The sequence below is a fragment of the Rhodococcus sp. G6(2025) genome, from assembly GCF_058628105.1.
Genome location: NZ_CP179750.1, coordinates 1203662 through 1217424, shown reverse-complemented (window position 1 = coordinate 1217424; position 13763 = coordinate 1203662). Strand labels below are relative to the sequence as shown.

9 protein-coding genes are annotated in these 13763 nt (G+C 65.9%); 4 read left to right on the top strand and 5 right to left on the bottom strand.

Annotated elements, in window-relative coordinates:
- Positions 1–14: 14 nt before the first annotated feature.
- Positions 15–3446, bottom strand: coding sequence for a protein kinase domain-containing protein (locus tag ACLIVD_RS05800; RefSeq protein ID WP_491932105.1), 3432 nt, complete (start codon positions 3444–3446; stop codon positions 15–17).
- 315 nt (positions 3447–3761) lie between these two features.
- On the opposite strand from ACLIVD_RS05800, the gene ACLIVD_RS05795 reads away from it, so the two are divergent.
- The gene (locus ACLIVD_RS05795) at positions 3762–5987 is read left to right on the top strand and encodes an ATP-binding protein (protein WP_491932104.1); all 2226 of its coding nucleotides are present in this window, start codon (positions 3762–3764) and stop codon (positions 5985–5987) included.
- Here ACLIVD_RS05795 and ACLIVD_RS05790 read toward each other — a convergent pair whose 3' ends face one another.
- The 4 genes from ACLIVD_RS05790 to ACLIVD_RS05775 are packed head-to-tail and all read right to left on the bottom strand — an operon-like array spanning position 5988 to position 9993.
- A complete protein-coding gene (locus ACLIVD_RS05790; RefSeq protein ID WP_491932103.1) occupies positions 5988–8120 on the bottom strand; it encodes a S9 family peptidase in 2133 nt (710 codons plus the stop codon). It lies immediately after the preceding gene.
- 3 nt (positions 8121–8123) lie between these two features.
- Positions 8124–9008, bottom strand: a complete 885-nt coding sequence (locus ACLIVD_RS05785) for a phosphoribosylaminoimidazolesuccinocarboxamide synthase (RefSeq protein ID WP_009477882.1) — start codon at positions 9006–9008, stop codon at positions 8124–8126.
- 11 nt (positions 9009–9019) lie between these two features.
- On the bottom strand, positions 9020–9328 hold the full coding sequence (locus ACLIVD_RS05780; protein ID WP_491932102.1) for a hypothetical protein: 309 nt from the start codon (positions 9326–9328) through the stop codon (positions 9020–9022).
- An 11-nt stretch (positions 9329–9339) separates the two neighbouring features.
- A complete protein-coding gene (locus ACLIVD_RS05775; RefSeq protein WP_283353364.1) occupies positions 9340–9993 on the bottom strand; it encodes a DJ-1/PfpI family protein in 654 nt (217 codons plus the stop codon).
- A gap of 207 nt (positions 9994–10200) precedes the next feature.
- Here ACLIVD_RS05775 and ACLIVD_RS05770 point away from each other — a divergent pair, with 207 nt between their 5' ends.
- The 3 genes from ACLIVD_RS05770 (at position 10201) to ACLIVD_RS05760 (ending at position 13749) form a co-directional block, all read left to right on the top strand.
- Positions 10201–11157 carry a GlxA family transcriptional regulator gene (locus tag ACLIVD_RS05770; RefSeq protein ID WP_280778747.1) on the top strand — a complete coding sequence of 319 codons (957 nt, stop codon included), beginning with the start codon at positions 10201–10203 and terminating at the stop codon, positions 11155–11157.
- Between the two features lie 97 nt (positions 11158–11254).
- A complete protein-coding gene (locus ACLIVD_RS05765; RefSeq protein WP_283330618.1) occupies positions 11255–12712 on the top strand; it encodes an MDR family MFS transporter in 1458 nt (485 codons plus the stop codon).
- Positions 12709–13749 (top strand): D-2-hydroxyacid dehydrogenase, encoded by a 1041-nt coding sequence (locus ACLIVD_RS05760; RefSeq protein ID WP_491932101.1) that lies wholly within the window; start codon positions 12709–12711, stop codon positions 13747–13749. Before ACLIVD_RS05765 ends, ACLIVD_RS05760 begins: the two co-directional genes overlap by 4 nt.
- Positions 13750–13763 lie beyond the last annotated feature (14 nt).

Sequence of the window (13763 nt, the reverse complement as noted above, 5' to 3'; positions counted from 1 at the left end):
CGCACCGGCCTGCATCACGTAGCGGTGACGACGGTGTTCAAGAAGCCGGGCGGAACAGCAGGCCATTCCGCCCGCCATCGGCCAGCGAGTTGTTCCTCGAGAAGTCGGGAGGCAACCGCAACCACCAGCGGTCCGGCATCACACACCAGGCGAAGGAGATTCAACTCAGCGCATTTCGCAGCAAGTGGGACAAGCTCTTCCATGGCTTCGGCCTCTCTGCCCGACGCAGACAGGCAGGCGGTCAGCAGAAGTCTCGCCTGCAATAACGCCCGCGGCCGATTCTGAGCCGCAACTACGTGCACCAGGCCGTAAGCCCTGGTGCACGCAGCGTCGGCCTGACCCGGCGACCGTTCGGCGAGCAATCGCCGGATGGCGCCGGACTCCTTCAGGTGCACCGTGATCGTTTCGATGCTGTCGGCAGGTGCCTGACGCATCTCTACCGGCGAAGGCGCTGCGCCCGTTTTCGGGCCTCGTCGCGGTTCTCCAACTTCGGATGCCACGGCGAGTCCGAACCGGATCCTCTCGTCATCGATCCGTGCCGCCAATCGCGGCAGTGACATTTGCCGCGCAATCCTGTCGCCCTCGTTCAACAGTGTTGTCGCAGATTCCCTGTCTCCCGCCAGGACCTTGACTCGCGCCCCGGTGGCATAGATCGCGATCATGAAGTCGACCAAACCGATCTCCGAACCGAGCGAGCGACTCTCATCGAGAAGCCGTTCGGCTTCGTCGAGTTTGTTCTGCTCGTACATCATGTCGCCGAGTAAGGCACCGGCCATGCGTGCAGCGTGGGAGTGGGTCCCCATCGATTCACAGGCAACCTGGAAAGCCTTTCGATAGGTTTTCTCGGCAGCCACGACATCCAACTGCTCATTGGCGGCCAATCCCGCGTAACAGTATCCGTACACCGCGCTGAACGGGCCGCTGGACTGTTCGTGATACACGGCGGCCCAATCCTGGAGATTTCGAGCCGCATCGAATTCGAACCGGCAAATCCTCGCGAAAGATTCCAGATTCGCCGCCACCGATACGGACCACGGACTCACTGTGTCCGGCTCGGCCAGACACCCCGACACGAGTTCGCCCACCCTGTCGACGCGATCAGCGGTGACGTCGAGGACCGCACGGACGAGATCGGATTCCAGCACCGGGTCGTCGTCAGGCATGGGAAGCGATTTCTGTGTGTGGCAGTACTCGGCACGAGTCAATGCCGACTGCGCTGCGTCAGAGTGGTGCAGTGAAACGTTGGCCCACGCGACGGCAATCTGCAATCGCGGGCGTGCCAGGACCGCGTTCTGTGGAAGCTTCGCGACCAGGCCGAGGAGTGTGGCCAGCTGTCCGTGCGAGACCAGAAACATTCCGTGGGTCTCCACGAGTTCGACCGCTTCGTCGATCTCGGAGGCGGCGAGGGCGTGATCAACCGCCTCGCTGAGCAGTTCGTGATCGGCGAACCACCGGAATGCGGTCCGGTGAAGATCTTTCACCCGTTCGGGTTGGTCCCGTTCGAGCCGGGCACGGAGAAACTCCGCGAAGACACTACTGAACCGATACCAGTCCCCCTCGTCGTCGACTCGGCACAGGAACAGGTCCCTGTCCTCGACCTCCTCCAGCATCGCGCGACCATTTTCGCTGTGGACGAGCGACGACGCGAGATCGCCGCACATTCGTTCGGGCACACAGATCGACAGTAGGAAGTTCAAGGTCTTCGACTCGAGCGAATCCAGGACATTCTCCACGAGATATTCCCCGAGCGCGCGATGCCGCCCCGACAACTTCTCGATGAACGTAGCAGGGTCGCCATGACCGCGGAGCGAGAGCGATACCAGTTGAAGCGCGGCCACCCATCCATCGGTCGATCCCACAATCGAGGCGACCTGTGCGTGACCGAGCGCCAGTCCACTCAACTCCACGAGAAACTCGGTCGATTCCTCGACATCGAATCGCAAATCACTGGAGTCTATTTCGACCAACTCGTCACGAACTCGGGTCCGACTCATCGGGAGCCCGGATTTGTTTCTGCTCGTCACGATGAGCTGTAGATGATGGCAGCCGTTGTCGACGAGGTATTCCACTGCGGCGACGGCGGCGGTGTCCGTCACTCGATGCCAGTCATCGATCACGATCGCCAGACGCTCTCCCCCCTCGTGTATCTCGTCGATCAACGACGCGAGGACGAATCGTTCGACATCGTCGCCGTGTTCTTCCAGTACTCGCACCAATTCTTCGGCGAGGGTCGACCGGACCTGTCTGATCGCTTCGATCAGGTGGGCGAGGAACCAGACCACGTTGTTGTCGTCGTGGTCGACGGCGAGCCACGCGACCGAAATTCCGTCCTCCTTCAACCGGTTTCGCCATTGCGCGGCCAGTGTGCTCTTGCCGAATCCCGCGGGACCGTGGATCACCGTCAGTCGCCGTCCCTGGCCAGCGCGAAGAATCCCGATCAACCGGTTGCGGTCGACCAGCGGGCGGATGGCGGTCGGCGGCCGGTACCTTGTGCGAGGGGTGGGTGGAGTCGACCGTGGCCGGCGCTCCGCCCTTCTCCCCCGCTCACCCGGCAGGGCCATATCGTCGATGGTGAGCGAGTGTCGACGCTGGACGAGACGGAGTTCGTCGCCGAATTCGACAGCGGATCTCGGGCGGTCGGCCGGATCCTGTTCCATCGCGTGCTCGATGGCGGCGCACAGATCATCCGGAACATCTTCGCACCGCAGGTCCGGGACCGGCTGGCGCACAATGCGAAGAAACTGGGCGACCACACTTTCGCCGGATCGGCGCTCGAATGCCGCATGGCCGGTGAGGAGGCAGAACAGTGTCGCTCCGAGCGAGTAGACGTCCGATGCTGCTGTAGGAGCCTGCCCGTGGAGCACCTCGGGAGCGGTGAAGGCAGGAGAGCCTGTGATCATGCTTTCGGACGTTTCGAATCCACCCGCGATCCGTGCGATCCCGAAATCGGTCAGCGCCGGCTCTCCGTAATCGGTGAGCAGGACATTCGACGGTTTGATGTCACGGTGGAGAATGCCGGACCGGTGGGCAACTTCGAGAGCACCCGCCAGTCTGACTCCGATGCTGACCACTTCCGACCAGTCGAGGGGCCCGTCATCGCGCATCCGCGCATCGAGCGAACCGCTCGCGTGGTACGGCATCACAAGGTAGGGATGCCCGGACGCTGTGACCCCGCTGTGGAGGATGGCGACGATGTTCGGATGCCCGGACAAAGCACCCATGGCCCGCTGCTCGCGAAGGAAGCGCTCACGGTTGTCGCGATCGACATCCGACTGAAGAACCTTGATCGCGACGATCCGGTTCAGGTTGCGCTGGTCGAGCCGATACACCGTGCCGAAGCCACCTCGTCCCACTACCCGGGCATTCTCGAACCCCTCGGCTTCCAAGTCGGTCGCGATATCGACGCCCGCATCCCGCTGAGTCGCTAGCGGATCGAACTCGGCCATCGCCGGCCTCGACTTCCGGATCGGCTGATCGCACCACTAGCGCGGAATCTGTCGGACCACTCGCTGGGTCTCCCGGACATGCGATCACCTCTTGACGCGGCACGATCAGCATAGTGCCTGGTGAGCGGCAAAACTACTCGCATCTTCTCCCCTGAGCAGATCTCGGCGAGCGAGTACGGTTATTCGAGGGCCCACGAGAGGAAAGCGACAGTTGTCATGTCCGCCGCACAACGCAAGTTGGGAAATGTGCCGTGTGAGCTGACCAGCTTCGTCGGTCGTCGCCGTGAGGCGGCGGAGACGAAACGATTGCTGTCCGTGTCGAGACTGGTAACGCTGACCGGCATCGGCGGTGTGGGTAAGACCCGGCTCGCGCTACGGGTCGCCGACGATGCTCGCCGCGCGTTCGCCGACGGAGTATGGCTCGTCGGGCTCGGTGAGCTGCAAGCTCCGGAACTGGTCGAAGAAGCCGTTGCCACCGCGCTCGGCGTGCGGGAACAGTCGGCACTGGGAACGTCGGTGGTCCTGCAGAGGCATCTTCTCGATCAACAGTTGCTCTTGGTCCTGGACAACTGCGAACACCTGGTGGATGCCGTCGCGGCGCTGGCCGAGACACTGCTGAAGACATGCCCGAAACTCCGGATCCTCGCAACGAGCCGCGAGTCCCTCGGCGTCGATGGCGAGGCGGCCCTCCGTGTCCCGCCGCTGCCGGTTCCGGATTCGAGCCGGCCGTCCCCTCCCGCGGGGCTCGCCCGCTACGACTCCGTCGTCCTGTTCGCTGAACGGGCTTCCAGGGCTGTACCCGGCTTCGCGATCACAGAAGACAACGGCTCGACGGTGGGCAGAATTTGTGAGCGTCTGGACGGACTGCCGCTGCCGATCGAATTGGCGACTGCGCGGTTGCGGGCGATGACTGAACAACAGATCCTCGACCGACTCACCGACCGATACACGTTGCTCACGTTGAGCACCCGAGGCGCTCCCTCTCGCCAGCAGACACTGCGTCTGTGTGTCGACTGGAGTTATGACCTGTGTACCTCGGACGAACGTGACCTGTGGGGTCGGCTGGCGGTCTTCGCCGGTGGGTTCGAGCTGGACTCGGCCGAAGGACTGTGTGCAGGTGAATACGCCCCAGATGCGGTGGTCGACGTGATCGCGTCGCTCGTGGACAAATCGATCCTGATCCGTGAAGAGGCCGGTGCCGTCGTCCGCTTTCGATTACTCGACACCCTTCGCGAGTACGGCCTGGAAAGACTGCGCGAATCAGGTGAATACGACAGCGTGAGGCGAAAGCACCGCGACTGGTTCGAGCGTCTCGCGTCGGACGCTCGGTCCGGGTGGATCGGCCCCCGGCAGCTGGAATGGGTCGCCCGCCTGAATCGTGAACAACCGAACCTTCGTGATGCACTCGAATTCTCCGTGACACAGACCGCCGAGAACGGGTCCGCACTCCGTATCGCCAACGCCATGTACCTGTTCTGGCGCTCGTTCGGGCTGCTGAACGAAGGCAGGCACTGGTTCGATCGTGTACTGACTCCGACGGCTACCACAGACTTTGATGAGAGGATCGCCGCCTTGCACGCCGCCGGCATGCTGGCTGGGGCTCAGGGAGATCTGGAGGCTGCACAGGCGCTCGTGGAGGAAGGGCGAGTCCTCGCCGACAGGTCCGGGAACACCTCGATGCGGGCGCTCGTCACGTCTGCCGAAGGATTCATATCCCTCTTCCGTGGCGACGACCTCTCCCACGCGCTCGCGTGCTTCGAGAACGCCCGAGACGCCTTCCACGCCGAAGGCGATTCCCTCCAGGAGATTTGGGCACTCCTCGGACTCGGCCTGGCGAGCGCACACCTCGGAGACGTCACACGAGCTGTCGATTGCCAGCGGAAGATCCAGGAGATCACCGAAGCACACGGCGAGTCGGTGTACCGCGGATGGTCACTGTGGACCGCGGCGCTGGCGATGTGGCAACGCGGGGACCGCGAACGCGCCAACGACTTCCTGCAGGACGGATTGCGCCAGACGCGTCGGGCGGACGACCACGTCAACTCTGCGTGGTGCATGCAGATCCTGGCCTGGATCGCCGCTGACGAGCATCTACCGGAACGCGCCGCGACCCTCATGGGTGCGGCCGAAGCACTGTGGCAGGGTGTGGGCAGCCCGGCAGAGGTCTTTCCCCAGCTCGCCGGCCATCACGACGAGTGCGAACGTCGAACCCGCCGTGACCTGGGCGGAAAGGCATTCGACACCGCGTTCCGGCATGGCTCGGGCCTCGGCTTCGGGGACGCCGTCGCGTTCGCCTTGAACGAGCAGCCACGAGCGATCGCGCAGTCACGCAACGACCATCCTGCCCTGAGCCGACGCGAGCGGCAGGTCGCCGAACTCGTCGCAGAGGGACTCACCAACAAGGCGATCGCGACCACGCTGGTCATCTCGCAACGCACCGCCCAGGGCCACGTCGAACACATACTCGTCAAGCTCGGGTTCACGTCTCGCGCCCAGATTGCTGCCTGGGTCGTCGAGCAGGGTCAGAGCGACCCGACCTGATCAGACCTCGCCGATCGTGTCGAGTACCCAGGCGAATTCGAACGCTACTTCCTTCCACTTCTCGTAGCGTCCGCTGACGCCGCCGTGCCCGGCGCTCATCTCCGTCTTGAGGAGGAGCGGCGAGTCGCCGGTCTTGGTGGCGCGCAGTTTGGCGACCCACTTCGCCGGTTCGACGTAGAGCACCCTGGTGTCGTTGATGCTGGTGATCGCGAGGATCGCCGGGTAGTCCTTGGCCTCGACGTTCTCGTACGGACTGTACGAGCGCATGTATTCGTAGACCTCGGGGTTTTCGAGCGGGTTGCCCCACTCGTCCCATTCGATGACGGTCAGCGGCAGTGAGGGGTCGAGGATCGACGTCAGCGGGTCCACGAAGGGAACGTTGGCGAGGATTCCGGCGAACAGTTCGGGTGCCAGGTTGGCCACCGCACCCATCAGCAGGCCGCCTGCGCTGCCGCCGTCGGCGATCATCTGCTGCGGCGTGGTGCGTCCGGTGTCGATCAAATGCTGTGCGCTCGAGACGAAGTCGGTGAAGGTGTTCTTCTTGGTGAGCGTCTTGCCGGTCTCGTACCAGTGCCGGCCCATCTCGCCGCCGCCGCGCACGTGCGCGACCACGAACACCACTCCGCGGTCGAGCAGGGACAGCCGCGCGACGGAGAACGCGGGATCCATGCTGGCCTCGTACGATCCGTACCCGTAGAGGAGGGTGGGGGCGGGGTCGTCGACGCCGTTCGTCTTGCGCCGGACGATCGAGAGCGGGATGCGCGTCCCGTCCTCGGCGACGGCCCAGTCGCGTTGCTGCTCGTAGTTGCCGGCATCGAATTCGCCGAGCACGGGTTGCGACTTGCGCAGGGCGAGTTCGCCCGTCGACAGCACGTAGTCGTAGACCTGGCCGGGCGTGATGAACGAGGTGAACGCCATCCGCAGTGTCGGCTGCCGCCATTCCGGATTGGCCCCGAGCCCGACGCTGAAGAGTTCCTCGTCGAATTCGATCTCCGTGAACTCGCCGTAGCCGTCCTCACCGAGCGGCCAGATCGCCAGCCGGGTCAACGCCTCCCGGCGGTAGCCGAGCACGAGGTGGTCGGCGAACGCGTCTACCTCCTCCAACCGCACGTCGGAGCGGTGCGGAATGAGGATGGTCTGCGACGTCGGGTCGGACACCGGCGCGTCGGCGAGCACGAAGTTCTCGGCCTTCTCACCGTCGACGACGTCGTTGTGCATGATCAGGAAGCGGTCTTCCCCCGCGACCACCGCGTGCTCCACGCCGTATTCGACGCCCTCGCGTCGCGGCAGCACCACCCGGAACTCGCCCTCGGGGTTCTCCGATTCGAGCACCCAGCCTTCGCTGGTGATCTTCGACCCCACCCAGATCATGAGGTACTTCTCGCTCCGGGTGGACCCGACCGACACCCAGAACCGCTCGTCCGGCTCGTGGAACACGGTGACGTCCTGCGCGCGGTCGGTGCCGAGCTTGTGCCGCCACACGGTGTCGGGGCGCCAGGACTCGTCGACGGTGAGATAGAAGACGTGACTGTGGTCGATGGCCCAGGTGGCGCCGGGTGCGGTCTCGGGGATTTCGTCGGGCAGCAGTTCGCCGGTCACGAGGTTCTTGAAGCGCAGCGTGTAGCGCTCGTCGCCGACCACGTCGACCGAGTACGCGAGGAGCGTGCCGTCGTGGCTGAGGGAGAAGGCGCCGATGGAGAAGAAGTCGTGTCCCTCGGCCTCGGCGTTGCCGTCGAGCAGCACCTGCTCACCGGGCAGTTCGACACCGGGAGCCAGTTCCGGCGGGGTCCAGTCGTCGGGTCCGGCGATCGGTGCCCGGCACTGGACGCCGTACTGCTTGCCCTCGATGGTGCGGGCGTAGTACCACCAGTCGCCCATCCGGGTGGGAACCGACATGTCGGTCTCCTGCGTGCGCGACTTGATCTCCTGGAAGATCTGGTCCCGCAGCGGCGCGAGATGCGCGGTCTCCTGCTCGGTGTACGCGTTCTCGGCCTCGAGATACGCGACGACTTCGGCGTCTTCCTTGTCGCGCAGCCACTCGTACTCGTCGACGAACGTGTGACCGTGGTGGACGCGTTCGGTGGGCACCGTCTTCGCGACCGGCGGGGTCAGTTTCGCGCTTTCGGAGGTCATGTCTCAGCCCACCCAGTCCGCGAACGACAGACCCGAGATCCGCTCGTACGCTTCGATGTACCGCTCGCGGGTCGCTTCCACGATCTCGGCGGGCAGCGGCGGCGGCGGAGTGTCGGACGCGCGGTCCCAGCCGGATTCGGGGCCGGTGAGCCAGTTGCGGACGAACTGCTTGTCGAAGCTCGGCTGCACCTTCCCGGCCTCGTACCCGTCGGCCGGCCAGTACCGGGACGAGTCGGGGGTGAGGACCTCGTCGGCGAGAACCAGGTTGCCCTGCGGGTCCAGTCCGAACTCGAGCTTGGTGTCCGCGAGGATGATGCCCCGGTCCGCGGCGAAGTTGGACGCCCGGCCGTAGATGTCGAGGGTGTCGTCGCGCAGCTTCACGGCCAGGTCCTGGCCCACCTTCTCGACCACGGCCTCGAAACTGATGTTCTCGTCGTGCTCGCCCAGCTCGGCCTTGCTGGCGGGCGTGAAGATCGGGTCGGGAAGCTGGCTCGCCTCCACCAGGCCCTCGGGCAGTGCGACGCCGCACACCGCGCCGGTCTCGTTGTAATCGAGCAGTCCCGACCCCGTGAGGTAGCCGCGTGCCACGCACTCGACGGGGACCATGTCCAGCTTCCGGACCACCAGCGCGCGGCCGAGGACCTCTTCGGGGATCCGGCTGTCGTCGGGTTCACCGGCCAGATGGTTGTTGCCGCCGAGGACGCCGAAGAAGAAGACGCTCATCGCGGTGAGCACCCGCCCCTTGTCCGGGATCGGGGTGCTCAGGACGTGGTCGTAGGCGGAGATCCGGTCGCTCGCGACCAACAGAAGGTGCTCGTCGTCGATCGTGTAGAGGTCGCGGACCTTGCCACCGGCCAGATGGGCGTATGAATCGAGTGAGGGGCGCACGGTGACCCAGCCTATCGGTCGGGCACCGACCGGCGGCCGCTGACCTTCGAGCTGGGCAGACGTCCCGCCGTCGACTTCCCCGTCATCTCATCGCCCTCGACGAGGACATCGAACTGCAAGTGGAGGCGCAGCGGCTTGGTGATGGACTGAGACCAGGTGAGCCGGTTCCCGTCGAGTGTCGGGTCGGTGAGCGGGACTTCCTCGGTGGCTCCGCGAGCGATGCCGCGGAGTTCCCCGTCCTGCGTGACGAAGGTCAGTTCGACTCGTTGCTTCCCGATGGGCGTGGCGATCACGACGTTCCAGGTGCCGTCGACAGACATGGCTCTGCTCCTCAGATGGTGGTGGGTTCGAGCCCACGGGCACGCCAGACGGTGCCGCGGCGCTCGTAGGCGAACAATGTCTCGACCGCGTGCGCGATGCGCGGTCCCAGTTCCCGTTCGAGTAAATACAGTCCGAGGTCCAGACCTGAGGTGACGCCGGCCGCGGTGACGAGGTCACCGTCGTCGACGACGCGGGCGTCCACGGCGACCACCCCGGTGGCGTCGAGCAGATCCATCCCCAGGTGATGGGTGACGGCGTGGCGGCCTTCGACGAGTCCTGCCATCGCGAGCACGAGCGACCCACCGCAGACGGTGGCGACGATCAGGTCCGGGTCGGCACAGGCCTCCCGCAGTACTTCGGGGAGCCGCGTCTCGAGGGTCCGTCCGAGAATTCTCGGGATGGTGTCGTCGCCCTCGGTGCGCTCCTCCACGCGCCCCGACGCACCCGGCACGACGATCACATCGGCCCGGCCCGCGTCGAGCGTGGCGGCGGCCCGCAGACTCAGCGGCGCCGTTCCGCTCGGGACCTCACGCACGCCCTCGGCGGAGGCCAATTCGACGGTCAGCGCGCCGTCGGCGTACAGGCCACCCGCGTGCAGTACCTCGAAGGGAGCGATGACGTCGAGCGGATCGAATCCGTCGAACAGCGCGATCTGGACATGCATCCGTGGTGCCTTTCCCTGTCTGCCTCGTGCCGAGTACACGGGCCGCTAGTGACGTTAGCCAGCCGATCGAGACCGGAGAACTGGCATTTTCGCCACATACCAACAGATTGTCGCCACGGCATCCCCGCAGATTTCTGCATTTCGCATCGCCATTTACCGCCGTTATTCGCCCTTGGCGGAAATCGATCGACTGCGTAGGTTGTAGCCATGCACACCGTGGCAGTCCTGGCACTCGACGGTGTCATCGCGTTCGATCTCGCCACCCCGATCGAGGTCTTCGGCCGCACCAGGTTGCCGGACGGGCGCGCGGCCTACCGGGTGAAGGTGTGTGCCCTCGGCGGTGACGTGGATGCCGGCGCATTCACACTCCGCGCGCCGTGGGATCTGAGCATTCTGGACGCGGCCGACACGATCATTCTGCCGGGGCTCGCCGACCCCACCGCTCCGCTTGCACCCGAAATTCTCGAGGCGCTGCGCCGGGCCGCCGACAGTGGCACCCGAATCGCGTCGATCTGCGTGGGGGCGTTCACCTTGGCCGCCACCGGACTACTCGACGGCAAACGGGCGACGACGCATTGGGCGGCCGCCGAACTCCTCGCCGCGCGTCACCCACTGGTGGACGTGGATCCGGCCGTGCTCTACGTCGACAACGGCCAGTTCCTGACCTCGGCCGGTGCCGCGGCAGGCCTCGATCTGTGTCTGCACATGATCCGCTCGGATCACGGGTCGGCGGTCGCCGCCGACGCTGCCCGGTTGTCGGTCATGCCGTTGGAACGCGAAGGCGGACAGGCGCAGTTCATCGTTCACGAACGACCACCGTCCGCGGAAATGACGAGCCTCGACCCGCTGCTGAGGTGGATGCACGAGAACAGCCGCGACGATCTGACGCTCGACGACCTCGCCCGGCGAGCCGGGACGAGCACCCGCACCCTCAATCGGAGATTCCGCGAGCAGACCGGCACCACACCGTTGCAGTGGCTTCACCGCGTCCGGATTCATCAGGCGCAGTACCTCCTGGAGACCACCACGCACTCCGTCGACCGTATCGCCGCGCAGGTGGGCTTCGGGTCGCCGACGGCGTTCCGCGACCGGTTCAAGCGCGTAGTCGGCACCAGCCCCCATTCGTACCGCGCGGCGTTCCGGGGATCCTCGGCGACCGCGTAACGGCGTCGGGGGGCACAGCCGCGGAACACTTCGTCTCCCGTTGTCGTTACCGTTGGTCAGGAACTCTTGTGATCGCGGTAACCGGAGAAGGTGGGTAATGGCGACGGACACGACCCCGGTCGACGTCGGGTTCCGTTCGGAACGCGGACCGATTCTCGTGTCACTGATGCTCACGACGTCACTGGTCGCGCTCGATGCGACCATCATCTCCACCGCCGTCTTCACCATCGTCGGGGACCTCGGCGGCTTCTCGCAGTTCCCGTGGCTGTTCTCGATCTACCTGCTCACCCAGGCCGTGTCGGTGCCGATCTACGGCAAGCTGGCCGACATCTTCGGCCGCAGGCCCGTGATGCTCCTGGGCATCGCCCTGTTCGGCGTCGGCTCGGTGCTGTGCGGGATCGCGTGGAGCATGCCCGCGCTGATCGCGTTCCGCGCGGTACAGGGTCTCGGCGCCGGGGCCGTCCAGCCGATGAGCATGACCATCGCCGGAGACATCTACACCCTCGCCGAACGCGCCAAGGCCCAGGGCTATCTGGCCAGCGTGTGGGGCATGTCGGCGGTGATCGGCCCGACCCTCGGCGGGGTGTTCTCCGAGTACCTGTCGTGGCGGTGGATCTTCTTCGTCAACATTCCCCTCTGCCTGCTCGCGGCCGTGATGCTGATCCGCAACTTCGACGAGAAGCGGGCGCGCACCCAGCGGTCCATCGACTACGCCGGCGCCGGAATCCTGGCGGTCGGGGCGACACTGCTCATCCTCGGACTCCTCGAAGGCGGGCAGGCCTGGGCGTGGAGATCCCCGATCAGCCTCGGCATCTTCGCGGCAGGATTCGTGTTCCTGATCGTCTTCGTCCTCGTGGAACGCCGCGCCGCCGAACCGGTGCTGCCGCTGTGGGTGTTCACCCGGCGGGTTCTCGCGGCGAGCAGCCTCGTGTCACTGCTGGTCGGGGCGATCGTCCTGGGCCTGACCACCTACGTGCCTACCTTCACCCAGGGCGTCCTCGGGACGGGCGCACTGGTGGCCGGGTTCGCGCTGGCCACCCTGACCATCGGCTGGCCGATCGCCGCGTCGCAGTCCGGGCGCGTGTACCTGCGCTTCGGCTTCCGTGTCACCGCCACCGCGGGGAGTCTGCTGGTCGTGGCGGGCACCGCTCTCACGTTGAGCCTGTCCATCGACTCGGCGGTGTGGCAGGTGGCGATCTGCTGCTTCGTCATCGGCGGCGGCATGGGTCTCGTCGCGAGCCCCACCCTCATAGCGGCGCAGTCGAGCGTCGACTGGTCGGAGCGCGGCGTCGTCACCTCGACCAACATGTTCGCCCGGTCCATCGGCAGCGCCGTGGGGGTCGCCCTGTTCGGCGCCCTCGTCAACGCGCGACTGGGCGGCGCCGACAACCCCGCCCCCGGCGACCTGGCCGGCGCCCTGCATCTGGTGTTCGTGGCCGCCCTCGGCGCGGCCGTCGTACTCGTCGTCGCCGCGGCGGCGATGCCGAAGTCCGCCTCCGCGCCGGAGGTCGAGCCGAGCGCACCGACGTCCGAACCGCCGGCTGTGAAGGAGTGACCGTGCCCGACCCGTGCGTCGACGTGCTGATCGCCTCGTATCTCGAGCAGGACCTGGTCGACAGGATCGCAGCCTGCGACCCTCGGGTACGGGTGTCGTACGCACCCGAACTGCTCCCCCGGCCTCGATGGCACAGCGACCACGTCGGGGTGCCGCGTGATCTGACGGCCGGCGAGCACGACCGGTGGTCGTCGATGTTGCGGACCGCCGACGTGATGTTCGACTTCGACTGGCGGCACCCCGAACGCACCCTCGAACAGTCGCCGAATCTGCGTTGGATTCAGGCGACGTCCGCGGGCGCCGGGCAGCTGATCGAGAAATTCGGGCTGTCGCGCGTGCCGCTCACGGTGACGACCGCCGCGGGAGTCCACGCCGATCCGCTGGCGGAGTTCGCGCTCGCCGGCATTCTGCATTTCACGCGCGGCCTCCCCCGGCTGATCGCCGACCGGCAGACCCGGACCTGGCGCAAGCAGGAAACGACCGAGCTCGCAGGACGCCACGCGCTGATCGTGGGCGCCGGCAAGATCGGCTCGCGCACAGCGGAACTCCTCCGGTGTTTCTCCGTCACCGCAAGCGGGGTCGCCCGCACCCCCCGCCCCGCAGGCGCGCCTTTCGACAGCATGACCACCACCGACCGGATCGCCGAGCACCTGCCCGCCGCGGACATCCTCGTGATCTCCTGCGCCCTCACCGACGACACTCGCGGACTGATCGGACGCCGCGAACTCGCCGCCCTCCCCGACGGCGCACTGGTCGTCAACCTCGGCCGGGGACCGATCATCGACGAAGACGCTCTCGCAGAAGCACTGTCGACTGGCAGGCTGGGCGGGGCGGTTCTGGACGTCACCTCCACCGAACCGCTCCGCGAGGACTCGCCGTTGTGGACGGCCGACAACGTCATCCTCAGCCCGCACAGCGCCGCCAACGTGCCGTCCGAGAACGGGAAGATCGTGGATCTGTTCGTCGAGAATCTCGGACGCTACCTGTCGGGTGACGCTGCGCTGATCAACGAGTTCGACTTCGACGCGGGATACTGACCGCACAGAGCGGC

Excerpts from the sequence above, each read along its gene's own strand:
- ACLIVD_RS05800 (WP_491932105.1), bottom strand. The coding sequence starts at position 3,446 with ATGGCCGAGTTCGATCCGCTAGCGACTCAGCGGGATGCGGGCGTCGAT.
- ACLIVD_RS05790 (WP_491932103.1), bottom strand. The coding sequence starts at position 8,120 with ATGACCTCCGAAAGCGCGAAACTGACCCCGCCGGTCGCGAAGACGGTG.
- ACLIVD_RS05780 (WP_491932102.1), bottom strand. The coding sequence starts at position 9,328 with ATGTCTGTCGACGGCACCTGGAACGTCGTGATCGCCACGCCCATCGGG.
- ACLIVD_RS05775 (WP_283353364.1), bottom strand. The coding sequence starts at position 9,993 with ATGCATGTCCAGATCGCGCTGTTCGACGGATTCGATCCGCTCGACGTC.
- ACLIVD_RS05770 (WP_280778747.1), top strand. The coding sequence starts at position 10,201 with ATGCACACCGTGGCAGTCCTGGCACTCGACGGTGTCATCGCGTTCGAT.
- ACLIVD_RS05765 (WP_283330618.1), top strand. The coding sequence starts at position 11,255 with ATGGCGACGGACACGACCCCGGTCGACGTCGGGTTCCGTTCGGAACGC.